General features: G+C 62.9%; 32 protein-coding genes. 7 read left to right on the forward strand and 25 right to left on the reverse strand.

Annotated features, from left to right (window positions below):
• Positions 1-7: 7 nt before the first annotated feature.
• The 12 genes from H6718_28005 to rplV form a co-directional block, all read right to left on the reverse strand.
• Positions 8-370, reverse strand: a complete 363-nt coding sequence (locus tag H6718_28005; protein MCB9589291.1) for a 50S ribosomal protein L18 — start codon at positions 368-370, stop codon at positions 8-10.
• A gap of 13 nt (positions 371-383) precedes the next feature.
• Positions 384-932 carry a 50S ribosomal protein L6 gene (rplF, locus tag H6718_28010; protein MCB9589292.1) on the reverse strand — a complete coding sequence of 183 codons (549 nt, stop codon included), beginning with the start codon at positions 930-932 and terminating at the stop codon, positions 384-386.
• Between the two features lie 32 nt (positions 933-964).
• Entirely contained in the window at positions 965-1,360 is a 396-nt protein-coding gene (rpsH, locus tag H6718_28015; protein ID MCB9589293.1) for a 30S ribosomal protein S8, read from the reverse strand.
• Between the two features lie 13 nt (positions 1,361-1,373).
• Positions 1,374-1,559 carry a type Z 30S ribosomal protein S14 gene (locus tag H6718_28020; GenBank protein ID MCB9589294.1) on the reverse strand — a complete coding sequence of 62 codons (186 nt, stop codon included), beginning with the start codon at positions 1,557-1,559 and terminating at the stop codon, positions 1,374-1,376.
• A 17-nt stretch (positions 1,560-1,576) separates the two neighbouring features.
• On the reverse strand, positions 1,577-2,134 hold the full coding sequence (gene rplE / locus H6718_28025) for a 50S ribosomal protein L5 (GenBank protein MCB9589295.1): 558 nt from the start codon (positions 2,132-2,134) through the stop codon (positions 1,577-1,579).
• On the reverse strand, positions 2,131-2,448 hold the full coding sequence (rplX, locus tag H6718_28030; GenBank protein MCB9589296.1) for a 50S ribosomal protein L24: 318 nt from the start codon (positions 2,446-2,448) through the stop codon (positions 2,131-2,133). The genes rplE and rplX overlap by 4 nt, the downstream gene beginning before the upstream one ends.
• On the reverse strand, positions 2,448-2,816 hold the full coding sequence (rplN, locus tag H6718_28035) for a 50S ribosomal protein L14 (GenBank protein MCB9589297.1): 369 nt from the start codon (positions 2,814-2,816) through the stop codon (positions 2,448-2,450). Before rplN ends, rplX begins: the two co-directional genes overlap by 1 nt.
• Positions 2,817-2,826: 10 nt before the next feature.
• Positions 2,827-3,036 (reverse strand): 30S ribosomal protein S17, encoded by a 210-nt coding sequence (rpsQ, locus tag H6718_28040; protein ID MCB9589298.1) that lies wholly within the window; start codon positions 3,034-3,036, stop codon positions 2,827-2,829.
• Positions 3,037-3,119: 83 nt separating this feature from the next.
• Entirely contained in the window at positions 3,120-3,329 is a 210-nt protein-coding gene (gene rpmC / locus H6718_28045; GenBank protein ID MCB9589299.1) for a 50S ribosomal protein L29, read from the reverse strand.
• Positions 3,329-3,742 carry a 50S ribosomal protein L16 gene (rplP, locus tag H6718_28050; GenBank protein MCB9589300.1) on the reverse strand — a complete coding sequence of 138 codons (414 nt, stop codon included), beginning with the start codon at positions 3,740-3,742 and terminating at the stop codon, positions 3,329-3,331. Before rplP ends, rpmC begins: the two co-directional genes overlap by 1 nt.
• Positions 3,743-3,749: 7 nt before the next feature.
• A complete protein-coding gene (gene rpsC, locus H6718_28055) occupies positions 3,750-4,442 on the reverse strand; it encodes a 30S ribosomal protein S3 (GenBank protein MCB9589301.1) in 693 nt (230 codons plus the stop codon).
• Positions 4,443-4,479: 37 nt separating this feature from the next.
• Positions 4,480-4,821 (reverse strand): 50S ribosomal protein L22, encoded by a 342-nt coding sequence (gene rplV, locus H6718_28060; protein MCB9589302.1) that lies wholly within the window; start codon positions 4,819-4,821, stop codon positions 4,480-4,482.
• Between the two features lie 860 nt (positions 4,822-5,681).
• On the opposite strand from rplV, the gene H6718_28065 reads away from it, so the two are divergent.
• From H6718_28065 to H6718_28085, 5 genes are all read left to right on the forward strand, one after another.
• Positions 5,682-6,446 (forward strand): hypothetical protein, encoded by a 765-nt coding sequence (locus H6718_28065; GenBank protein ID MCB9589303.1) that lies wholly within the window; start codon positions 5,682-5,684, stop codon positions 6,444-6,446.
• Between the two features lie 200 nt (positions 6,447-6,646).
• The gene (locus tag H6718_28070; protein MCB9589304.1) at positions 6,647-7,531 is read left to right on the forward strand and encodes an SDR family NAD(P)-dependent oxidoreductase; all 885 of its coding nucleotides are present in this window, start codon (positions 6,647-6,649) and stop codon (positions 7,529-7,531) included.
• Positions 7,532-7,732: 201 nt separating this feature from the next.
• Entirely contained in the window at positions 7,733-8,500 is a 768-nt protein-coding gene (locus H6718_28075) for a hypothetical protein (protein ID MCB9589305.1), read from the forward strand.
• Positions 8,501-8,597: 97 nt separating this feature from the next.
• Positions 8,598-9,080, forward strand: a complete 483-nt coding sequence (locus H6718_28080; GenBank protein MCB9589306.1) for a hypothetical protein — start codon at positions 8,598-8,600, stop codon at positions 9,078-9,080.
• 119 nt (positions 9,081-9,199) lie between these two features.
• The gene (locus tag H6718_28085; GenBank protein ID MCB9589307.1) at positions 9,200-10,663 is read left to right on the forward strand and encodes a hypothetical protein; all 1,464 of its coding nucleotides are present in this window, start codon (positions 9,200-9,202) and stop codon (positions 10,661-10,663) included.
• Between the two features lie 89 nt (positions 10,664-10,752).
• On the opposite strand, the gene rpsS is transcribed toward H6718_28085, so the two are convergent.
• From rpsS to H6718_28130, 9 genes are all read right to left on the reverse strand, one after another.
• Positions 10,753-11,031, reverse strand: a complete 279-nt coding sequence (rpsS, locus tag H6718_28090) for a 30S ribosomal protein S19 (GenBank protein MCB9589308.1) — start codon at positions 11,029-11,031, stop codon at positions 10,753-10,755.
• Positions 11,031-11,858 carry a 50S ribosomal protein L2 gene (rplB, locus tag H6718_28095; protein MCB9589309.1) on the reverse strand — a complete coding sequence of 276 codons (828 nt, stop codon included), beginning with the start codon at positions 11,856-11,858 and terminating at the stop codon, positions 11,031-11,033. The genes rpsS and rplB overlap by 1 nt, the downstream gene beginning before the upstream one ends.
• A gap of 4 nt (positions 11,859-11,862) precedes the next feature.
• Positions 11,863-12,180, reverse strand: a complete 318-nt coding sequence (gene rplW, locus H6718_28100; GenBank protein MCB9589310.1) for a 50S ribosomal protein L23 — start codon at positions 12,178-12,180, stop codon at positions 11,863-11,865.
• A complete protein-coding gene (gene rplD / locus H6718_28105; GenBank protein MCB9589311.1) occupies positions 12,177-12,809 on the reverse strand; it encodes a 50S ribosomal protein L4 in 633 nt (210 codons plus the stop codon). Before rplD ends, rplW begins: the two co-directional genes overlap by 4 nt.
• A gap of 7 nt (positions 12,810-12,816) precedes the next feature.
• Positions 12,817-13,125, reverse strand: a complete 309-nt coding sequence (gene rpsJ, locus H6718_28110; protein ID MCB9589312.1) for a 30S ribosomal protein S10 — start codon at positions 13,123-13,125, stop codon at positions 12,817-12,819.
• Positions 13,126-13,127: 2 nt separating this feature from the next.
• Positions 13,128-14,318, reverse strand: coding sequence for an elongation factor Tu (tuf, locus tag H6718_28115; protein MCB9589313.1), 1,191 nt, complete (start codon positions 14,316-14,318; stop codon positions 13,128-13,130).
• Positions 14,319-14,331: 13 nt separating this feature from the next.
• On the reverse strand, positions 14,332-16,455 hold the full coding sequence (gene fusA / locus H6718_28120) for an elongation factor G (protein ID MCB9589314.1): 2,124 nt from the start codon (positions 16,453-16,455) through the stop codon (positions 14,332-14,334).
• Positions 16,456-16,792: 337 nt separating this feature from the next.
• Positions 16,793-17,263 carry a 30S ribosomal protein S7 gene (gene rpsG / locus H6718_28125; protein ID MCB9589315.1) on the reverse strand — a complete coding sequence of 157 codons (471 nt, stop codon included), beginning with the start codon at positions 17,261-17,263 and terminating at the stop codon, positions 16,793-16,795.
• Positions 17,264-17,273: 10 nt separating this feature from the next.
• Positions 17,274-17,672 carry a 30S ribosomal protein S12 gene (locus H6718_28130; GenBank protein MCB9589316.1) on the reverse strand — a complete coding sequence of 133 codons (399 nt, stop codon included), beginning with the start codon at positions 17,670-17,672 and terminating at the stop codon, positions 17,274-17,276.
• A gap of 600 nt (positions 17,673-18,272) precedes the next feature.
• On the opposite strand from H6718_28130, the gene H6718_28135 reads away from it, so the two are divergent.
• The gene (locus H6718_28135; GenBank protein MCB9589317.1) at positions 18,273-18,914 is read left to right on the forward strand and encodes a TetR/AcrR family transcriptional regulator; all 642 of its coding nucleotides are present in this window, start codon (positions 18,273-18,275) and stop codon (positions 18,912-18,914) included.
• Between the two features lie 79 nt (positions 18,915-18,993).
• Here H6718_28135 and H6718_28140 read toward each other — a convergent pair whose 3' ends face one another.
• The 4 genes from H6718_28140 to H6718_28155 form a co-directional block, all read right to left on the reverse strand.
• Positions 18,994-19,524: a hypothetical protein gene (locus H6718_28140; protein ID MCB9589318.1), complete on the reverse strand. Its 531-nt coding sequence runs from the start codon at positions 19,522-19,524 to the stop codon at positions 18,994-18,996.
• Positions 19,525-19,581: 57 nt separating this feature from the next.
• Positions 19,582-20,778, reverse strand: a complete 1,197-nt coding sequence (locus H6718_28145) for a DUF2236 domain-containing protein (protein MCB9589319.1) — start codon at positions 20,776-20,778, stop codon at positions 19,582-19,584.
• Positions 20,779-20,887: 109 nt separating this feature from the next.
• Positions 20,888-21,739, reverse strand: coding sequence for a hypothetical protein (locus H6718_28150; protein MCB9589320.1), 852 nt, complete (start codon positions 21,737-21,739; stop codon positions 20,888-20,890).
• A gap of 101 nt (positions 21,740-21,840) precedes the next feature.
• The gene (locus H6718_28155) at positions 21,841-22,425 is read right to left on the reverse strand and encodes a sigma-70 family RNA polymerase sigma factor (protein MCB9589321.1); all 585 of its coding nucleotides are present in this window, start codon (positions 22,423-22,425) and stop codon (positions 21,841-21,843) included.
• A gap of 94 nt (positions 22,426-22,519) precedes the next feature.
• Between H6718_28155 and H6718_28160 the strand changes: the two genes are divergently transcribed.
• Entirely contained in the window at positions 22,520-23,005 is a 486-nt protein-coding gene (locus H6718_28160; GenBank protein MCB9589322.1) for a hypothetical protein, read from the forward strand.
• Positions 23,006-23,007 lie beyond the last annotated feature (2 nt).

The following is a 23,007-nucleotide window of genomic DNA, read 5'->3' on the forward strand; positions in this document are numbered from 1 at the left end:
TACTGCCTCAGAACTGGAGGCCAGCCTCGCGGGCGGCCTCGGCTAGCGCCTTGACGCGCCCGTGATAGAGGTAGCCGTTCCGATCGAAGACCACCTTGTTGATGTTCTTTTCCAGGCAGATTTGCCCGATGAGCGCGCCCACCTTCTTCGCCGCCGCGGTCTTGTCGTCCTCGCCAAGCGTGGTCTTCAAGTCGCGAGAAAGCGTGGAAGCTGCAGCGAGCGTACGCCCTTCGATATCGTCCACCACCTGCGCGTAGATGTGCTTGGCGCTGCGGAAGACGCTGAGACGGGGCCGATCTGAGGTCCCGCTGATCTTGCTCCGGGTGCGGAGCTTGCGACGCTCCCTGCCCTCTAGCCTTTTTGCTGTCATGACGGCTGGTTCCTTACTTCTTACCGGCCTTGCCCGCCTTGCGACGGATCTGCTCACCGCGGTAGCGGATCCCCTTGCCGCCGTACGGCTCCGGGGGACGGACGTTGCGCACGGTGGCGGCAAACTGCCCAATGACTTCCTTGTTCGCGCACTCGAGCACGACCGCGGCGCCCTTGGACTCCGCCGGAATGGTTGCGCTGAGGCCCTCGGGGAGCTCGAACGCCACAGGGTGGCTCAAGCCGACCGAGAGGTGCAGCATGCGGCCCTTGAGTTCCGCACGGTAACCGGTACCGACCAGCTCGAGGGTCTTGGTGTAGCCGGTGGCTGCACCCTGAACCATGCTGGCGAGCAGCGCGCGGGTCAGACCCTGGAGACGAGCTCCGTCGCGACCCGGTGCGCTGCTGGTGACCTTGAGATCATCGCCTTCGCGAGTGATCTCGGTGCCCTGCGGCACTGCGCGGCTCAACTTGCCCTTGGGCCCTTGCACGTCCACTTGCTGATCCTTGAGCGTCACAGTGACGCCCTTCGGAACCGCAACCGGACGCTTGCCCACGCGGGACAGCTTCGGTTGAGTTGAAGTTGCCTCGGCCATTTTCAGTACACCTCGCACAGGAGCTCGCCACCAACCTTGCGGCTGCGAGCCTCGCGATCCGTCATCAGGCCATGAGAGGTGCTGAGGATGGACATCCCCAGGCCGCTCATGACACGCGGGATCTCGTTGTGCCCCACGTACACCCGGCGACCGGGCCGCGATACGCGACGCAGCTTACGGAAAGCCGGCGTGCGATCACGGTCGTACTTGAGGGCCAGGATGATTGAGGGCTTGCCCAGCACCTCTTCGGTACGCACGTCGGCGATGTAGCCTTCACGCTTGAGGATCTCGGCGATGCTCTTCTTCATCTTGGAGAGGGGCATGCGCGTCGTCTCGTGATGCGCGAGGGCAGCATTGCGAATGCGTGCCAGCATATCTGCGATGGGATCCGAAACCATTTCGTTCCGCTCCTTACCAGCTTGCCTTGGTTACGCCCGGCAGCTCCCCACGGAGCGCCATCTGCCGAAAGCAGATGCGGCAAAGGTTGAAGTCTCTGTAGACCGCCTTGGACCGTCCACACACGCGGCAACGATTGACGAACCGCACCTTGAACTTCGGTTCGCGGTTCAACTTTGCCCACTGACTAGCGCGTGCCATTTAATGCTCCTGAGGCCTTACTTCCGGAAAGGCATGCCGAACAGGTCGAGGAGCTCCTTGGCTTCCTCATTCGTGTTCGCAGTCGTCACGAAGGTGACGTTCATGCCCTTAACAGAGTCCACTTTGTCGAAATCGATCTCGGGGAAGATAATCTGCTCCTTGAGACCGAGCGTGTAGTTGCCCGCACCATCGAAGGCGCGAGGGCTGGTGCCGCGAAAGTCGCGAACGCGGGGGAGCGCCAAACTCAAGAGGCGATCCATGAACTCCCACATACGGTCTTTCCGCAGGGTAACCTTGACGCCAATCGGCATGTTCTCGCGGAGCTTGAATCCAGCGATCGACTTCTTGGCGCGGGTCACTACGGGCTGCTGCCCGGTGATCTTGCGAACTTCCTCCACTGCAGAGTCGATGACCTTGGGGTTACCGACCGCTGCACCCAGGCCCATGTTCACCACGATCTTCTCGAGGCGGGGCACCTGGTGGATGTTCTGGTACTCGAAGCGCTTCATCAATGCGGGTACGACTTCCTTGTCGTACTTGGTCCGCAGGCGCGCAGTGGTTGCTTGCTCGCTCATGACTTGACTGGCTCCGCAATCTCTTTGCCGCTCTTCACCGCGACGCGGACCTTCTTGCCGTCTTGCTCCGAGGAGCGAACGCGCGTTGGCTTGTCGCTCTCGGGATCGATCAGCATCACGTTGCTGGCATGAATCGGCGCCTCGACTTCGAGGATGCCGCCGGGCTGGTTCGGGGTGGCCTTCATGTGGCGCTTGATGAGGTTCACTCCCTCGATCACCACACGATCACCGCGCAGCTGCTTGATGCGGCCGCGACGTCCCTTGTTGTTTCCGCTGGTGACGATCACGTCGTCACCGACTCTGAGCCGCTGCATCACAGCACCTCCGGAGCGAGGGAGATGATTTTCATGAAGCGCTTGTGACGAAGCTCACGGGCGACCGGTCCGAAGATACGGGTGCCAACGGGCTCCTTCTGCGCGTTGATTAGAACGGCGCTGTTGCCGTCGAATTTGATGTAGCTGCCGTCGGGACGACGGTGCTCGCGCGCGGTGCGAACGACGACCGCTTTGGCGCGATCACCCTTCTTCACTTTGCTGCCGGGCATGGCTTCCTTGATGGAGACCACGATGATGTCGCCCACCTTGGCGTAACGACGACCGGAGCCGCCGAGGACCTTGATGCACTGGACGCGCTTGGCGCCAGAGTTGTCGGCGACGTCGAGAATGCTGAGTGCCTGAATCACGGTACGCCTCCTACTCCTGAACGGGGCGCTCGATCAGCTTGGTCACCTTCCAGCGCTTCTCCTTGGAGAGCGGGCGGTGCTCAGTGATCTCGACGCGATCGCCGGTCTTGAACTCGTTGTTCTCATCGTGCGCCTTGTACTTTTTCCGTACGCGAACGTACTTCTTGTACATCGGGTGCATCTTGAAGCGGGTCACCTCGACGACGACAGTCTTGTTCATCTTGTCGCTGGTGACGCGCCCAATCAGGCTGCGCCGAAAGCCGCGGTTGGGGTCGTGCTGGTGTGCAGCTGAGTTTTCTGCGTTCACGAGGCTGCTCCTTCACCCGCCGCTGCACGCTCGCTGAGGATCAGCTCGATGCGCGCGATGTCCTTGCGGGCCTTCGAAATCAGGCTCGTGTCGTCGAGCTGACTGGTGTGGTTCTTCATGCGGTAGCCGAAGCCATCCTTCTTGAGCTGAGCCTTCAGCTCGAGAAGGTCTTCCGTTGACCGCTCCCTCAGGTCCTTGGCCTTCATCACAGCACCCCACGAGCGAGGAATCGGCACGCGACCGGCAGCTTGGAAGCTGCGCGCTCGAACGCGATCCGAGCCATGTCTTCCGGCACGCCGCTGATCTCGAACAGCACGCGACCCGGCTTCACTGGAGCGACCCAATGATCCACGGAGCCCTTACCGGAACCCATGCGGACTTCGAGCGGCTTCTTCGTGACAGGCTTGTCGGGGAAGACGCGGATGAAGAGCTTGCCTTGACGCTTCACGTGACGGGTGATCGCCATACGGCCAGCCTCGATCTGACGCGCGGTCAGGTAGGCGGCGCCTACTGCTTGCAGCCCGAAGTCGCCGAAAGACACATCGCTGCCTTTCCACGCGGTACCGCGGTTGCGGCCCTTCTGCTGCTTGCGAAACTTGGTGCGCTTCGGAGAAAGCACGTCTACCTCACTGGGGGATGCGGCGAGCCTTGCGCTGAAGCACTTCGCCCTTGAAGATCCAGACCTTGACGCCCACGATGCCGGCAGTGGTCTTGGCCTGAGCCAAGCCGAAGTCGACATCTGCGCGCAGCGTGTGCAGGGGCACGCGGCCCTCGCGGTAAGTTTCGATACGCCCCATGTCCGCGCCACCGAGGCGGCCGGCACAGCGGATGCGCACGCCCTTGGCGCCGAACTTCATCGCGGTGCTCAGGGCCTTCTTCATTGCCCGGCGGAAAGCGATGCGGCGCTCGAGCTGCGTCGCGATGTTTTCTGCGACGAGCTGGGCGTTCGTCTCCATCTTGCGCACCTCTTGCACGTCGATGAAGACCTCGTTCTCGGTGAAAGCCTGAACGCCGGGGAACTTCGTCTCGCCCTTCTGGGCCGAGTCGAGGTTGCCGCTCTTCAGGATCTCGATGCCCTTGCCACCCTTGCCGATCACCATTCCGGGGCGAGCGGTGTAGACGATGACCTTGGCCTTGTTGGCAGCACGCTCGATCTCAACGGACGCCACGTTGGCGTTGTAGAGGTAGTCCTTGACCGCGCGCTTGATGCGCACGTCCTCATGGAGCCACTGCTTGTAGTTCTTGTCTTCGTACCACTTGCTCGTCCACGTCTTGATGACGCCTAGACGAAAGCCGTACGGATGCGTTTTTTGTCCCATAACGCTTCGTTGCTCTCTGGTTCAGGCCAGTTCTCGGTCAGCGCGCGTCGAGTTCGACGTGGATGTGGCTGACGCCCTTTTCTACGCGGGTTGCCCGACCCATCGCACGAGGACGCCAACGGCGCATGTGCTGGGTTGGCCCCTTGTCGACGGTCACCTTGCTGATGAACAGCGAGTCGGCGTCGACGCTCGGATTGCTCACGCGCGCGTTCGCAACGGCGCTGGCAATCAGTTTCTTTACGATCGGAGCGGCAGCCTTCGGGGTGAACTCCAGCATCTGGAGTGCCTCGGCTGCGTCTCGCCCGCGGACGAGGTTAGCGATGATCCGCGCTTTACGCGGACTGATGCGCTGAAATCTCGCTGTAGCTTCACTGATCATCTCGACAGTTTCCTCTAGAGACACGTCGACCCTGGGTACCGGCGAACCGGTGCCCGAACATGACAGCCAGGTCCCGGTTGCACGCTGGAGGCCCGAGGGCCGCTTGCGCGCCGCCGAAGGGCGGCTGTTGGAGGCGGTCCAACCACAATTGGTAGGGGCCTCCGAAAAGGGGTCGCCTTACTAGCAAACAGACTTCGACCGTGCAAGCGCGATGATTCGTTTTGATTACAACGACTTCCCGAACAGCTGTTCAGGTCGCGCTTCCGTTTGTCGCCGCGGGGAAACTCCGAGTCACCTCAGCGAGGTGAGCTCCGAAGTCCTCCCGTTGCGTCGCCGGACAGCTCTAGGGGAGCTGGCCCGGTTGGAAGAATGGCGGGCGCATCTGCCTCCATCAGCAGGGCGGATCAAGATCTTTCGCGGGTATTTTTCGTTACATGCCGCAGATCGATGGAATGCGCGGGGTTTAGGCGCAGCCGTGTCGCAGCACCTCGCCTCGTCGGGGCTATTGATCGCGGGGTTGGGGGTGAGGGTGCAGCGTACGCGCGCAGCACGAACCGTGTTTGAGCCGGTTTCCCCTCACCTGGTTCGCCCTTGGTTCGCCTCCCAACGCCCTGCTTCAGATCGGTGCTTTCGATCGGAACGTCCTCGCCGTCTCGCCACTGGCTTGGCCAGTTGGAGGGAATGCGATGAAGGTACGCTCGTATCACTTCGTCAGACGAGCGGTCTCGCCGCGCGAGGAAGTACAGGCGACCTGCAAGGCACGCAGGTTGCTTTGGATAATGCAGAACGGGCCCGGGTTAACCACGTAGGCCGCAGCCCAACCAACTCTAAGCCAACGTCACTAGCTTGGGAGAATCAGCATGAAGCAGAGTATTTTCGCTTGGTCCGCAGTCGCCCTCATCGCCTCTTCAGCCCTCGTCGGATGCGTGGTCGAAGAGGACAGCAACGTCGACAACACTGACGGTGGTGTCGCGGGTAAGGGGTCCGGAGGCAACGGCGCCACGGGTGGAACCGCGGGAACCGGCGGAAGCAGCACCGCGGGAACAGGCGGCGCGACGGGCGGCACCGGTGCAACCGGCGGCTCGGCTGGCGCGACCGGCGGCACCGCAGGTACGACCACGGGCGGCACTGGCGGCACCACGGGTGGCACCGGTGGAACCGGTGGCGCGGTGTGTTTGGATGACACCGCCACTACCACGCCGGACTGCGCCAACCTGGCCTACGCGGCGACCCAGTGCGACGACAACGGCAACACCGTGTCGGCTTATGGCAACGTCGTCTGCGCGTACACCAAGCTGTACGGGCGTCCTGGTGTGTTCGAGTCGGTCTACAACTGCCTCGACGCAATCAGCGGTGATGCCTGCAGCGCGAGTCACGACACCGCAGCAGACGCTTGCTACGGAGCGGCCTTCGGGAACGCCTGTGAGTTGCAGTTCCAAGACGCGACCTGCGCCGACTACGAGGCGGGATGCGCCGGCCTGCAGACCACCTGCGAGGCAGTCATCAACGGCTACACGCTCGATGCCCAGGAGAAGATCGCCTACTGCTTCAACGCGGGCACCGGCAACTGCACCGACGACTTCAACGCCTGTCTCGCGGATCCAACCACCAACGACGCAAACTGACCCAATAGTGGGTCGAGCCCCAACGAGGCGTCCCGATTGCGGGGCGCCTCGCGGCGTTTTGTAGGGCCGTTCTGCCCCGTTCGGCGTTCCCTCTCCCCCAACCCCAAGGCCTATTGACCCTGGTTCGATAGCGAACCAGACTCCGGAGAGCGGGGACTGACCCGCCTGACTACTCGCGCCCAGCGGGGAATGATGTCCACATGAAGCAGTTCAAAGGCAGGGTCGCCGTTATCACCGGAGCAGCGAGCGGTATCGGGCGCGCTACGGCGCTTGAGCTCGCGGCCGCGGGCTGCCATCTGGCGCTCGCTGACTTGAACGAGGCCGGACTTGAGTCCGCACGGAAACAAGCCGAAGCTTTGGGTGTCCGCGTGACGACCCACGCAGTGAACGTCGCTGACCTGAAAGCAATGGAGCGCTTCGTGGAGGAGGTGATCGCTGCCCACGGGGGCGTGAACATCTTGATCAACAACGCGGGGGTTGCGGCAACGTCGGCGTTCGATGAGCAGAGTTTGAGTGACTATGAGTGGCTGGTCGGGATCAACTTCTGGGGCGTCGTGTACGGCTGCAAGCTGTTCCTCCCGCACCTCAAGCGCGCGGACGAAGCCCACATCGTCAACATTTCGAGCATGTTTGGACTCACGGGGATCCCAACGCAGACCGCGTACTGCGCCACCAAGTTTGCGGTGCGTGGGTTCACCGAGTCGCTGTGGGTTGAGCTGAGCCCGCTGGGAATCGGAGTCACCTCGGTGCATCCCGGGATGATCGCAACGAACATCGTGCGCGCTGGTCGCATGAGCGCCGGAGAGGAGTACCAGCGGGCCAAGGTGGTTGACCGCTTCGAGAGCCAGGGTATGCCGCCCTCCCGAGCAGCGAAGTACATCGTAAAAGCCATCCGCCATGGACGTCAGCGGCAGATGATTGGGCTCGAGGCTCACGTCACCGATTGGCTCCGTCGCGCCGCACCTGCGCTGAGCATGCATCTCGTAAAGGCGATCTATCGCCTTGGCTACCGAAAGAGCAGTGCTCAGAGCCGCCCGGAAGCGCCGGAGGTCGAGCCGGAGACGGCACAAGAGGCGCTAAACTGAGGCGCATAGCCTCAGCAAGCCACTCACAAGCCAAAGAACTGATCCGCGAACAGAACTGCTCCACGAAGTCAGCAGCGCCGAACGTGTAACTCCAAAAGCGATGCCATGCGGTCCCACAAGTACGTACTTCCAACGACTGAACCAACGCGGGTGCCCTCGGCGTGAGTGACGGAGCCCCTGACCTCACGCTATTCTGACGGAATGGTGAAGCTAGTCGTTGGTGTGGCCGCTACTTCCAGCTTGTTGTTTGCCGCTGGGTGCGGAAGCGATGCCGGGGATGGTCAGGGCGACGTAGGACTCCCCGGAAGTTCAGGCACGGAAACAGCCGCGGTCTGCGCCTGGGAGGCAACACCCGGGGCGCCAGTGTTGACGCTCAGCGGAACCACTCCCCTCGAGGACGGCGACGTGGCGGTCGTGTTCCGCGCTGGCTCGAGCGCCCACCCGGAGAACGCGGGCTGTGAGCAGGACGTGCCCTTCATCGGCGCACGGGCCCCGATCGTTCCCGCTGCCGGAGGGGGCGGTACGTTCACGCTGCAGGTCCCGGCGCCGCCTCGCGGAGCGTTTGAAGTCGCCGAGATATGGGGCGACGAGTATGAGAAAGGCGGCCCTAGGGTCGTGCCGACGAGCATCGTGGCGCTGTACCCTGGCGTGGGACAGGTCCTCGACTATCAGCAGCTGACGTCACAGGTCGCGTACATCGCACCTGCGGTGCTGGTCTACGCCCAGGATGAAGTTCCAGCGAACGAGAACTGGTTTGCGCGTTACCTCTACGGGCCAGTTTCCGCAGGGTATCACCTGTATGACGCGACGCTGGAGTTCGACCCCCTGAACTACTGCGGGAACTCCCAGTGCCTGTGCTGGTACGGAGATACCGGGTACGGCTACTGCGGCCCCGAGGTTCGCACGCCCACTGCTGTTGGGCAGCCCCTCGCCGTTGATCAAGCGGTCGATGTGCTGCCGCTGTTCTAGTGCGCCGAGGCTCTGTTGCGTCCTGTCCCAGTGCGTCCTGTTCTGCAGCGCCCTCGGGCTTGATTTTCGGCGCCACTTGGGCGCAACTCTCGCCGCCATGGCAATGCCCGACGATTTCGAGGTCGAGAGTCTGTACACCCCCGACCAGTGGTACGTGGACGACGTTCTTGAAGTAACGAAAGAGCGCGTGCGCGCCATCACGGACACTTCGAAGATGGGCGCCGTCGTTGCCGCCCAAAAGCCGTGGCCCGGTCAGCCAAAGCATGTGCCTGGGATTCTGATGATTCAGATCACGGGCACGCTGGGAAACATCCACGCGGTGTACGGGCTCGGACTGAAAATGACCGAAGGTTGGGTTGGCTTTGGCACACACATCCACGAGGCCAGCTTTCGTAACCTCGGGGAAATTGGTCCTCCCATCGAGCTCGAGCTGGTCGCAGACAAAGTGAAGTCGGTGCGAGGCCAGACATTTGGTCGCTACAGCTTCCGCTTCGAACAGGCAGGCAAGCTGCTGTACACCTCCAAGCAGACAGCGGTTTGGACGCGCAACGTGCCGAGCCAGCACAGCGCGTCGCAATGACATCCCGCTGGAGGTCGCAGCCGCGGGACCTAAGCCCGTTGGGAGCAATCGCAAAACGCGACCGCGCGGCTACCAATCAGGCCGACACGGATTCCAGGGATGATGTACGCTGGTAAGCCATGCGTACTGCGCTGCTCGGTCCCATCCTCGTCGTAGTTGTCGCGACCCTTGCGTGCGGGGGAGATCCGGACCCGGTCTTGCCATCGGATGACCCGGACGCTGGCGGAACGAACACGACCGACGCTGGCGCTCAGGGAGGCACCGGAGCGGTTGGCAGCACAGGGAGCGGCGGCGACGCTGGAACAACCGGTCAAGCAGCGTCTGGCGGCTCTGGGGGCACCCAAACAGTTCCAAACATCGTGAAGCTTAGAGTCGGCGGCGAATACACCTGTGCTGTCACCGACCAAGGCACACTCATCTGCAACAAGCCGCTAAGCGTCGGCGGACTTATCAGCGACATTGCTCTTGGCGTGAATGCCGCGTGCGTCATCTATGCGGAGGACGGTTCCGTGGGGTGTCAGTACTGGTACGACACGAAGTTCAACCGAGTACTCAAGCCGAGCGGTGCGGAGCTGCGAGGCGTGGTGTCCCTGGCAGGTTTCGCGCAGTTCTGTGCGATAGACACCAGCGGAGAGGGGTACTGCTGGGGAGAGAATGACCACGGCGAAGTAGATCCCAATGACACCGCTGACGAGATCAAGGTTGCCACTTCCGTAGGGCAAGGTTTCAAGCAGTTCGAACCCGGGAGTTGGTTCACGTGTGGGCTCAAGACAGATGGGACCCTGACCTGCTGGGGGCGCGACGGCGTCGACGCCACACCCGTACCGCAACTGAAGAGCGTCAAGGCCTTGGACTTCGGAGCCAGCCACGCCTGCGCACTAAGGTTCGACAAGAGCGTTTGGTGCTGGGGGGACAACAGATACGGGCAGCTTGGGTATCCTTGGTTGGACAATGACGACTGGTGCGGCTCTGACAACTGCATCGAGCCCAAGGCGGTGTACGGATTACCCCCGGTGAGCGAACTCGGAATCGGCTCGCGCCACTCGTGTGCAGTTACTGAGCAGGGTTCTGTCTTCTGCTGGGGTCACGGCTCGAGAGGGGTTCTGGGGAGAGGTGACGAGGACTATTTCGACCACTACCTGCCTGGTCCGGTGATCAAGCTCAGTGGAGTGAAGCATGTGGTCTCTTCGCAGGCCGCCGCGCACACATGCGCAGTGCGCGAAGACGACACCGTTTGGTGCTGGGGTCCGAACCAATATTGGGAGATCAAGTGTCCCGAGGACGTCTGTGATGAGCCGTTCCCGTTGAAGTGGCTCCCGGCGCCACAAGGAGCGGGTACGGACCCCGGCGGCAATATTGAGAGCGCTGGACTTGATTGCTCCGCCGTGCTCACCCCCACCACGTGTTCCGACTGCGTGGAGCAACGCTGTTGCCGTCGACTGATGCACTGCGTGGACAATGCACGTTGCCGCGAGTGCTTGCTGGGGTGGGATCCCACGTGTTCCGACAGTCTCGCGTACTCGATGTACGAGGAGTGTCGGACGCTCCAGTGCTACACCGAGTGCTTGTCCAGCAACCAGTAACGGCTTCTCCTGTAATTCCCCGCCAACAAACGAAAAAAGCCTCCAGTCTCCTGGAGGCTTTTTTCTTTGCGGATATTGGAAGGAAGAGCTCAGCGGCCCTTCTTCTTCTTGTCACCCGCGTGGCCGTTGAAGGTACGAGTCGGCGCGAACTCGCCGAACTTGTGACCCACCATGTTCTCGGTGACGAACACCGGAACGAACTTACGGCCGTTGTGGACGGCAAAGGTCAGGCCCACCGCTTCGGGGTAGATGGTCGAGCGGCGAGACCAGGTCTTGATCACTTTCTTGGAGTTGGCCTCGACCGCCTCCTGGATCTTCCTCATCAGGTGTCCGTCGATGAACGGACCCTTCTTTACGCTACGGGGCATTACTTCTGCTTCCTGCCTTTGACGATCATCACGTCGGTCCGCTTGTTCTTGCGAGTCTTGAGGCCCTTAGCAAGCTGGCCCCAGGGCGAACAGGGGTGACGACCACCGCTGGTGCGGCCTTCACCACCACCCATCGGGTGATCGACGGGGTTCATCGTAACGCCGCGGTTGTGGGGACGACGCCCGAGCCAACGCGCGCGCCCGGCCTTGCCGAGGTTGACGTGCTGGTGCTCGGAGTTCGACACCGTGCCCACGGTGGCGCGGCACTCCAGGTGAACACGACGCACCTCGCCAGAGGGCAACTTCACCTGAGCGTACTCGCCGTCCTTCGCCATCAACTGAGCGGCCACACCGGCGGAGCGGACCAGCTGGCCACCCTTGCCCTTGCGGAGCTCGAGGTTGTGGATCGCGGTGCCAACGGGGATGTCCCGCAGGCGCAGCGAGTTGCCGGGGCGGATGTCCGCGTTGCGGCTGGAGATGACGGTGTCACCCTGCTTGAGCCCATCGGGGCACAGGATGTACGCCTTCTCGCCGTCCGCGTAGTGCAGGAGCGCGATGCGAGCGGTGCGGTTGGGATCGTACTCGATGTGAGCCACGACCGCGGGCACGCCCACCTTGCGGCGCTTGAAGTCGATGATGCGGTAACGCTGCTTGTGCCCACCCCCACGGAAACGCGAGGTAACGCGCCCGTAGTTGTTGCGGCCACCGGTGTTGGAGCCGGGAGCCAGCAGGCTGCGCTCGGGCTCGTCACGGGTGACGTCGGCAAAGTCGCTCACCGTGTAGAAGCGACGGCCAGGGGACGTCGGCTTGCTCTTACGGATTCCCATCGGTCTATTCCTCGTCCTGATCGGCGGTTTCCGACTCGTCGAAGAACTGGATGTCGTGACCTTCACGCAGGGTGACGATCGCCTTCTTCCAGTTCCGGCGCTTCGCGGTGCGACGACCCATGCGCTTGACCTTGCCACGCTGGATCAGGGTGTTGACGTCTTTGACTTCGACATCGAACAGCGCCTCGACGGCCTTCTTGATTTCAATCTTGTTCGCGCCCAGGGCCACCTCGAAGACAACCTTGTTGTCCTCCTTGAGGCGAGCCGCCTTCTCGGTCAGAGCGATGGGGCGCTTGATGATGTGCTCAGGGGCCAGGTTCATGACTTGCTCCCAATGCAACGGGCCTCGAGTGCCTTGGCCGCGTCCTTAGACACCACCAGGGTGTCGTGCCGCAGAAGGTCGTACACGTTCACGCCCTCGGGGGGCAGGAACTGGTTCGACTCCATGTTGCGGATCGACAGCTGGAGGTTGGTGTTGCCCTTGTCGTCGACGATCAGCGTCTTGGTCGGGGCCTTGAGCGCATCCAGCACGCCAGCGAGAGCCTTGGTCTTGATCTCGTCGAGCTTCATCTCGTCGACGATGACCAAGCGGCCTTCCTTGGCGATCAGGCTCAGAGCGCTCTTCAGCGCGCTCGCGCGAACGCGACGCGGCGGGCGATGGCTCCAGTCCTGAGGACGCGGGGGGTGAGCGCGACCACCACCAACGAAGGTGGGGCCACTGATCTGACCGTGACGAGCACGACCAGTGCCCTTCTGCTTGTAAGCCTTCTTCTTCGAAGCGCTCACCGCGGAGCGCTCCTTTGCCGCATGCGTGCCGGCACGGCGAGAGGCCAACTGCGACACGACAACTTCGTGCAACAGGTGCTCCTTCACGTCGGCTGCGAACACTTCGTCCGCTAGCTCGAGCTCGCCAACCTTCTCACGCTTGAGGTTAAAGACGTCTATCTTCATGGCGTCCTCAGCCTTTGATCTCGACGTTCACGCCTGCCGAAAGATCGAGCTTCATTAGGGCGTCAACGGTTTGGGGGGTCGGATCGAGGATGTCGATCAGACGCTTGTGGGTCCGGACCTCGAACTGCTCGCGGGACTTCTTGTCCACGTGCGGTCCGCGGAGGACGGTGTAACGACGGATGGCCGTCGGGAGCGGGATGGGGCCAGCCACGCGCGCGCCAGTGCGACGCGCGGTGTCGACGATGTCCGTGGTGGACTTGTCCAGCAGCTGGTGGTCGAACGCCTTCAGGCGGATTCGGATCTTGTTGTCAGCCATGATTACTCGACGATCTTCGTGACGACACCAGCGCCGACGGTGCGGCCGCCTTCACGAATGGCGAAGCGCATCTGCTCCTCCAACGCGACGGGCGCAATCAGCTCGATGTCCATCGTGATGTTGTCGCCCGGCATGACCATCTTCACGCCTTCGGGCAGCTTCACCGCGCCAGTCACGTCCGTCGTGCGGATGTAGAACTGCGGGCGGTAGTTCGTGAAGAACGGCGTGTGACGTCCGCCCTCTTCCTTCTTCAACACGTACACCTCACCAATGAACTTGGTGTGGGGCGTGATGGAACCCGGCTTGGCCAGAACCTGACCACGCTCGATCTCGTCCTTGTCGATGCCGCGGAGCAGGCAGCCGACGTTGTCGCCAGCTTGGCCAGAGTCCATCGACTTACGGAACATCTCCACGCCGGTCACGACCGTCTTGCGGGTGTCCGCGAAGCCGATGATCTCGACCTCTTCGTTCACCTTGATCACGCCACGCTCGATACGACCCGTCGCCACGGTGCCGCGGCCCTTGATCGAGAACACGTCTTCGATCGCCATCAGGAACGGCTTGTCGATCTCGCGGACCGGCTCCGGGATGTTGTCATCCAGCGCCTGCACGAGCTCCGTGATCGTGTCGACCCACTTCGCCTCGCCTTGCAGCGCGGGAAGAGCAGCGCCCTTCACCACCGCGGCGTCGTCGCCCGGGAACTGGTACTTGCTGAGCAGCTCGCGGACTTCCATCTCCACCAGCTCCAGCATCTCCTCGTCCTCGACCGCATCGCACTTGTTCAAGAACACGACGATGTGGTTCAGACCTACCTGACGCGCCAAGAGCACGTGCTCGCGGGTCTGCGGCATCACGCTGTCGACTGCGCTCACCACCAGGATCGCGCCGTCCATCTGCGCCGCGCCGGTGATCATGTTCTTGATGTAGTCCGCGTGACCGGGGCAGTCGACGTGGGCGTAGTGACGAATCGGAGACTCGTATTCCACGTGGCTAACCGCGATGGTCACCGTCTTCGTCTCGTCGCGAACGATGCCGCCCTTGGCAATGTCGCCGTAGCTGATCGGCTGCGCCAGACCCTTGTCTGCCTGGACCTTCAGCAGTGCCGCCGTGGTCGTCGTCTTGCCATGGTCGATGTGACCGATGGTGCCGACGTTCACGTGGGGCTTCTTGCGTACGAACTTCTCCTTCGCCATGACTTCCTCGCTCTCAGTGGCCGCGAACTCTCGCGACGATTTCTTCTTGAACCGGTCCCGGAACTGCCTCGTAGCCTTCCAGCTGCATCGAGTGAGTCGCGCGACCTTGAGTTTTGCTGCGCAGGTCCGTCGCGTACCCGAACATGGTCGCGAGGGGAACTAGTGCAGTGATGATTTGTGTGTTCGCGCCGCGCTGATTCATGCCCTGAATCTGACCGCGACGAGAGTTTACGTCCCCGATCACCTCTCCCATGTAGTCCTCGGGAGTGACGATCTCGACCTTCATGACGGGCTCGAGCAGGTGGAGCCCAGCGCGCTTCGCACCGTCCTGGAATGCCATCGAGCCGGCGATCTCGAACGCCGGGCCCGACGAGTCCACTTCGTGGAAGCTGCCGTCGTAGAGCGTCGCCTTCGCGTCGACCAGCTCGAAGCCAGCCAGCACGCCGCGCCCCATGGCTTCACGGATGCCCTTCTCGATCGAGGGGATGAACTCTTTGGGGATGATGCCGCCAACGATGCCGTTTTCGAACTGGAAACCAGTTCCGCGAGGCAGTGGCTCGAGCTTGATCTTGACGTGGCCGTACTGGCCGTGACCGCCAGACTGGCGAACGAACTTGCCTTCCGCCTCGACCGCCTTGGAGATCGCCTCGCGGTAGGCCACCTCGGGCTTGCCGACATTGGCCTCGACCTTGAACTCGCGGCGCAGGCGATCCACCAGGATTTCCAGGTGGAGCTCACCCATCCCGGCGATGATGGTCTGACCGGTCTCTTCGTTGGTGAAGGTGCGGAAGGAGGGATCCTCCTGGGCGAGCTTCTGCAGGCTGATGCCGAGCTTGTCGACGTCGGCTTGGCTGCGGGGCTCGATGGCGATGGAGATGACCGGATCAGGGAAGGTCATCGGCATCAGCAGGATGGGGTGCTTCTCGTCGCAGAGGGTGTCACCCGTGCGCGTGTCACGCAGACCGACGGCAGCGTAGATGTTGCCGGCGAAGCACTGCTTGAGCTCTTCGCGCTTGTTGGCGTGCATGCGCAGGATGCGCCCGATGCGCTCGCGCTTGCCGCGCGCGACGTTGTAGACCGCGGTGCCACTCGAGACGCTGCCGGAGTAGACGCGGAAGAAGGTCAGGTTGCCGAAGGGGTCGTTGACGATCTTGAAGGCCAACGCGGCAAACGGAGCGTCGTCGCTCGCGGCACGAGTCAGCTTCTTCTCTTCGTTCTTGGGGTCGGTGCCTTCGACCGGGGGCAAGTCAGCGGGTGACGGGAGGTAGTTGACCACCGCGTCTAGCAACAGCTGCACGCCCTTGTTCTTGAAGGCGGATCCGCAAAGGACCGGCACGAACTTGAAGTCGATGGTGCCCTTGCGCAGGGCAGCGTGGATTTCAGCCTCGGAGATGGCATCGGCGCCGCCCTCCAAGAACTTCTCCATGATCGCGTCATCGACGTCTGCGCAGGCCTCGATCATCGCCTCGCGCATCTCTGCGCACTTGTCTTGGAGATCCGCGGGGATATCTGTCCACTCGAAGCTGGCTCCGAGGGTCTCGTTGTCGAAGATGGCCGCCTTCATGCGGATCAAGTCGACCATACCGCGGTGCTGGTCGGCTTCACCGACTGGCCACTGGATCGGGACGGGCACCGTGCCAAGGCGCTCCTTCATCGAGTCCAGGTTCATCTGAAACTCAGCGCCCATCTTGTCCATCTTGTTGATGAACGCGATGCGCGGCACGTTGTAGCGATCCGCTTGACGCCACACCGTCTCGCTCTGGGGCTCGACGCCGTTACCGCCATCGAACACCGCGACGGCACCATCCAAGACGCGCAGGGAGCGCTCCACCTCGATGGTGAAGTCGACGTGGCCGGGCGTGTCGATGATGTTGATGCGGTGCTCTTGGCCGCTCAGCGGTCCGCTGCCCTCCGTGGGCGTCCAGAAGCAGTTGGTCGCAGCGCTGGTGATCGTGATGCCGCGCTCCTGCTCCTGCTCCATCCAGTCCATGGTCGCAGCGCCGTCATGCACCTCACCGATCTTGTGGGTGATGCCGGTGTAGAACAGCACGCGTTCCGTCGTCGTGGTTTTACCCGCGTCGATGTGCGCCATGATCCCGATGTTTCGGGTGCGCTCTAGAGGAAACTCGCGTGCCATGCTGGGTTGCTGCTGCGTTCGGAGGGAGTCGGTGTAGTTCGGTGTTTCCGTGAGGTTTGTGTTTTGGGCTCGTAACGGACGAAACCCCCTCTAGGCTCGGCTCTTCGCTTTCTTGAAGAGCACGTGGACACGGAAGGTCCTCGCCTAGAAGGGGTTCGGGGTACGCCAATCGTGACTAGCTCTTGGCTAGCTCCCCCGGGGCACTCGAAAGTGCTGGCTCCTCGGAGGGTCGGCTCTTGCCGACGGATCTCGTAACCCGATCCTTATGTGAGCTGACGCATCGCCTCGCGGTGACTCCTGAACTCGAAAAAGGTTTCGTCTCGAAAAGACTGAGCGACTACCAGCGGTAGTGAGCGAACGCCTTGTTGGCGTCGGCCATCTTGTGGGTGTCGTCCTTACGCTTGACGGCGCCACCACGCAGCTGGCTCGCATCCACGAACTCAGCGGCCAGGCGCTCACGCATGGTCTTTTCCCCGCGGCTACGGGAGAAGCCGACCAGCCAGCGCATCGCCAAAGCAACGCGACGCTCGGGGCGAACCTCGACCGGAACCTGGTAGGTGGCACCACCGACGCGACGGCTCTTCACCTCGAGGCGGGGCTTCACGTTGTCGAGCGCCTTGCGGAACACCTCCAACGGATCCTGCTTGAAGCGGGCTTCGATGATGTCGAACGCGCCGTACATGATGCCTTCTGCGGTGCTCTTCTTTCCGTCGAGCATCAGGGCGTTCATGAACTTCGCGACGAGCTTGTCCTTGTACTTGGGATCGGGGGTGATTTTCCGCTTGGGAACTTCGCGCCTACGGGGCATTGGTCTGACCTCAGGACTTCGGGCGCTTGACGCCGTACTTGGAACGCTTGCGGTTACGGTTGGCCTTGTTGGTGCTGCTCGGACCAGAAGCGCCCGAAGCGTCGAGCGTGCCGCGCACCACGTGGTAGCGCACACCCGGAAGATCCTTCACACGACCGCCACGGATGAGCACGACGCTGTGCTCCTGGAGGTTGTGTCCTTCACCGGGGATGTAGCTGGTGACTTCCATCCCGTTGGTGAGACGCACGCGACACACCTTGCGCAGAGCCGAGTTCGGCTTCTTGGGGGTCGTCGTGTACACGCGGGTGCAAACGCCGCGCTTCTGCGGGCACGACTTGAGTGCCGGCGAGTCCGTCTTGGCGGCGGCGGCTTTGCGTCCGCTGCGAATGAGCTGTTGAATAGTGGGCATTGGCCTGCTGCGTCGTGGCGAGAGCCACTGATTAGGAACTGGGTTTGGTTCGCACCCTGACTCGAAGAGCCCGGCGCGCGAACCCGACTGCAGGGTCGTGCGCTTCGAAGGCGCTCCACAGCCAAGAAAATAGATCCCGGGCTGCGGGGGAGCGGAAGGGTACTTGCGGCGGGCCTCCTGTCAAGCAGAGCCGGGCAAGCGCCCTCAAAACAACGTTTTTGGCCTCGGACAGCGCTCTCGCCACTTCGAAATCCATATGGATCTCAGGAGTTTATCGATCGGGGGTGAGGTGCTTTGAAAAGGCCTGTTCAGGCGTTCACGACGGCCCGCACGGGGGTGCCCGCGAGTGGCTCCGCGGCAACTCAGCCGAATCAGAGCGTCACTCACACCGCCTGCCTCGGGGCACAACCGAGGCTCCCTCGACCTCTCGAACCGCGCGCTCGCCGCCTCACATTCCGCGATGCACGCGAGCGACAAAACGCTAGAGTCATATCCCCAATAGACCTCCGAGCTGACGGCTAGCCGCGCTCTATCACCGGGTTGGGGGCGATGTGTCTTTGCTTGCGATCAGTCGTGGTGTTTCTCCACGACCTAGACTCCATGCCAACAACGAAGAAGCGCGCGCTGAGCAAGAAAGCAGGCACCTATCACCATGGTGATCTGCGGCGCGCCCTGCTCGATGCGACGCTGGAGCTGATCGACATCACTGGCCCCGAGGCATTCACCTTGCGGGCAGCGGCCAAGGCCGCAGGCGTCAGCGACGCGGCGCCGTACCACCACTTCGCCGACAAGGAGGCGCTGCTGGCGGCCATCGCGACCGAAGGCTTTCAGCTCTTGGCTGAACGCCTTCAAGCCGCAGCCGCCCAGCAGCAGCACCCCACGGCCGTCGCTCAGGCAATGGGGGTCGAGTACGTCGTCTTTGCAGCCACTCATCCCTCTCATTTTCGCGTGATGGTCAGCCGCCGGGTGCTGCGCAACACGGAGCACGCCGAGCTCGCCGCCAGCGCTGTCACGGCGTTTACCCTGGTACGTGAAGCGCTGGTTGCAGGCGCAGCGAACGTCGCCGCGCGAGTCCGCGAGGAAACACTGATCTTTGGCGCCTGGGCGCTTGTGCACGGCTTCGCGTTCCTTGCGGTGGACGGGCACTTGGGGCCGCTTGCTCGAGACGAGGACAAGCTGCGCAGCTTGGTGCACTCAGCGATTCAGTTGATGGATGCGCCGGTACAGCGCACGAACGCCTGACCTCACCCCCAAAATCGATCGAGGCGGGCAAGCAAGCAGACGTGGTTCAACCCGCGAAGCCTTCTTCCGCGAGGATCTACTAGACCCGCGCTTCCAGCTGAAAATCAAGCTGTGCGGCGTCGCACAGCTCATTCATCGCCTTGCGTAGCTCACCCAGTGCTACTTCCGGGGGGATCTGCAGGATGGCGTCGAGCACGAAGGTCGGTGTGCCGGTCATCGGCTGGTGTGCGAGCCGCGTGTCCAGAGACTCCACATTCACCTCGCGCAGCGCGAGCACCGCGGTGACCCGCTCAACGATTCCGGGGTGATCTAGGCCGCTCACGCGCAAGCGGTAGGAACGATAGGGACGCGCCGCCGGGCTCGCGGTGTCCTTGATGATGAACTGCAGCTGGAGCTTCGAGCTCAGAGGCTCCGTGCCCGCTTGAACCCGATCCAGCGCTTCAGTCGGCCCAGAGTAGAGCAGAACCAGGGCGAACTCGCCGCCGAGAATGGCCATGCGGCTATCCTCGAGGTTCGCGCCGGAACCGTGAATCAAGGCGGAGATCGCCTTCACCAACCCGGGCCTGTCACTGCCTACGGCCGTCATCACCTTGAGCTTGCGGTCGGTCATCGCTCGTCTGGTTAGCGCTGGTCCGCTCAGACGACAATCCTCACGGCGGCCGCCGACTCAGGCAGCGCGAAACACCGACGGTGGCGGCACGCTCGGCAAGCGAACCGGGGGCTTGAAATCCGCATCAAGCCCCCGGAGTTGCACGGCGATTCCGTGGTGCATGGTGCGATTGCCCCAGGCGGCGAACAGCTCGGAGCCAAACGGCAACGTGCGGCGGAAGCCTTCGAGGGGGCGAATCATCAACCGAGAGAGGTGGATCGCGTGACGCCAGTGCTTGTGTTGGATGCGGAGATCCGAGGCCAAGTCAGCGCCGTTGAGCGCCCAGGCCATGCCGTCGATGTAGCGCACCACGACGCGACCCACGGCAGCCTCCACCGGGTTACGCGCATGCAGCTGCGGAGCTCTACTGAGCGCTGCCGCCAGAGCGCGACCCCCCTCGTCCGCGCCCGGTTGGATCATCGAACCCAGCTCATACAAATGCCGCGCGGAATCTTCATCGTCGAACAGCAAGCGTTCGTCGACGCCGCTCAACCACCCGGCGTAGCGCCATAAGTGCATCACCGCGGCTCCCTCTCGGGAGGAGATGTGGAAGCCGAGCTTGCGCAGTCCATCGACCAGCGCCAGGGAGAAGAGCATCGTGGTGCCGGCCATGTTCGCCTGATTGATCGGCGCACCCCAGCGCTCCGCGTTCCAGCGGGGCGAGCGTTGAATCAGATGCCGCACCTTCGCGTGCATCAGGCGTACACGAATCGCAAGCTTGAAGCCCTCCGCATCGCGCCTGAGGCCATTCTCCTGACAGACAGCAACGACGAATCGACCCGTTTCCGCAAGGCGACGAGGCGCCATTTGCTCCAGAGCTCGGGTGAAGAGCAAGGGCTTGTTCGCGACCGAAGAGCGATAGGCCACCATCAAGCTGACAGCACTGAGGACGACGTTCGCGTGGATGCCTCCGCGCTGAAACGTCCGCGCACCGAGGTCGACCCGCTCCCAGTCCACCCAGTCTGGAACCCGGTCCGCCTGACGGAAAAGCGCTCGCAAGCTCTTTGGAGCGTCCGCCACGGCATCGATGCCGCGATCCAGTGCCCGCGCCAGCATCTCGAAGCCGCGCTGCCAGCCAAGCTCCTCAAAGTCGTCGATCACCGCATCGGCCAGCGGGTCCGTCGCGTAGAAGTAATGCGCGTACTCATCGACTTCAGTGCCATAGCGCTCGCGCGCTAGGTCTAGGTTCACCAACTCGAGAGGGATCTGACTCAAGGCGAGCCTCCAACGTGAGCGTTACGACCGCGTCATCTAAAACAGTTTTAGATTGAGTCGTGGAGTCAGTCAATCAGCGCTGCTCAAGGGTTCATGAAAGCGGCTGAAATCAGCGCGATTCGGCGGCTGAGAGTGCGTCCACCACGGGCTTCCAGCGCGGGTCGTCCCCGAACATCGCTGGAAGCTGCGACGCCACGGCTGCAGCGACCTGGCCGTCGTAGGTGTGGCCGACGTTGCCTCCAAAACCAACGCCGACGCGCAGATCGGCGCGCTCGAGGAGCTTCACGAGGCCATTCGCCTTGGCCCGGCAGGCGTACTGACCGCAGCCGAACACCACGCCCCGAGCCCCATCCGCGCGGAACTGCTTCGCGCGCCCGGGGTACCAACCTTGGTAGCCACCTTCCACCAGAACTGCATAACCGAACGGTGGTTCCTCCCCCGCCCCATACGCGGCTCGCTTCTTCGCATCGGCGCCCAGGGCGTGGACCCCGTAGATCGCTCCCAGCGAAAAGCCGGTGAACATCGCCGGACCTGGGTCGACGTACTCGGGGTAGGCGGCGCGAGCCGCTGCGAGCGCGGCGTAGGTCTCTTTCAGGGTGTCCGGGATCCCACCGTAGGTCCAGCGGTCTTCCGATTTGGGCGCGTCGGTACGCGGCACACCTCGAGGACACACCACGAAGGCTTGGTGCCGGATGAGCTCTGACCAAACCATGCACTGCCACTCAGGACGATCGTAGTTGCCATGGAGCGCCACCAACACCGGGCGTTCCTCTATGATTCCGAGCGGTAACGCAATCACGCCGTCGCGATAGCCGGGCACACTGAGCGTCTGAAACTCGTTGTCGGCCTGCAGCGGCTTGGGCGCTGAGGGCGTCTTCGATGCAGGCGTGATCTCCTGAACGTCACTGCCGGCGTCTTGAACTCGAGGCTCCTGGATTTGGGGGTGAGGCGCGCTCGCCACAGCCGGTCGAGGTGCCGCGCGTGACGGAGCCCGCCTCTCGCACCCACAGGCCATCGCCGGCACCGCACAGCCGACGGCCAGTATCAGCAGCGGTACAAACCTCACCCGCTCAACTCGGCTTTCAACCTGTTCTTCAACGCACGGAAGCGCTGGCGGTAGCGAGCGGCCAAACGCCGCTGGTGTTCGCTGTCGAGTTCCACACTCCCCTCGAGGATGGCAACCACCTCGTTCCACTCTAGGCCCCGGGTGACACGCAGCATTAACAGCTGTTCGTCCAGAGGTTCGAGTTCCTTCCGCAGCTTCGCTAACCGCTCTTTCGATTCCGTACGGAGAAACGTCAAGGTCTCGCTGCGGGCTCGCTCCGCGAGGTCCGCCACTTCGGAGAGATCAGCGCTCCGCTTTGACTCGGAGCGCTGACTTCGTTGCAGCCGGGTGGCTGCGTTGCGCGCGACAACGTACATCCAAGTCCGGAACGAACTACGCCCTTCGAACGTGGGGAGTCCGATCCACAAATCCTCGGTAAGCTGAGAGTAGGCGTCCGCCGCCAGGACTGGGTCACCCACCCGCACCAGCAGGAAGCGGGAAATTTCGCGGCCATAGCCCGCCAGCGCGACCTCCAATGCGCCGCGTAGGTCGCCACCCTCCCGAAAGGCGCTGATCTCAGCCTCTAACGCAGCCCGCTCCACCTGGTGAATTCTAGCGTGTGCGTTTTCTTGATCACACCCGAGACGACTCGTCTCTACCCGTAAGCGTTGGCGGAACACCCAGCGCGGAGCGGGCATGTCCATGTTGCGAACGTTTTGGGTAGCTCTCGGCTTGAGCCTGGTCCTCAGCGCCTGTGGCGCGGAAGAGCGCGCGACAGGCCAGACGCAGAGTGGAGGAACGAGCGGAGCCGCTGGCGCTGCAGGAACAGGCGCGAGCGCTGGCCAAGGCGGCGCCGCCGGGATGCTCACCGGCGGCTCGGGAGGTCTTGGGGCCCAAGGCGGCAGCAGCTCTGGCGGCAGCGCCGGAACCGCGGGCAGCGGCGGCACAAGCGGCAGTGGCGGCACGGGAGCCACTGGCGGAACCGCTGGTACGGGCGCAACCGCTGGCGTGGGTGCCGTGAGTGGCACGTCGACCGCGCCCAGCGAGTTATCCGGCGCTTCGGGTCTTTCGACTGGCACGAGCTACCGACTGAGCTTTCAGCTAGGTCGGCCGCTACATCAACGCACGGGCAGCAGCGCTACGCACTCGCTTGAATGCGCGGCACCCAGGTCAAATCCTTAGGG

It is taken from the genome of Polyangiaceae bacterium (assembly GCA_020633205.1).
In the GTDB taxonomy this organism is placed as follows: Bacteria; Myxococcota_A; Polyangia; order Polyangiales; family Polyangiaceae; genus JAHBVY01.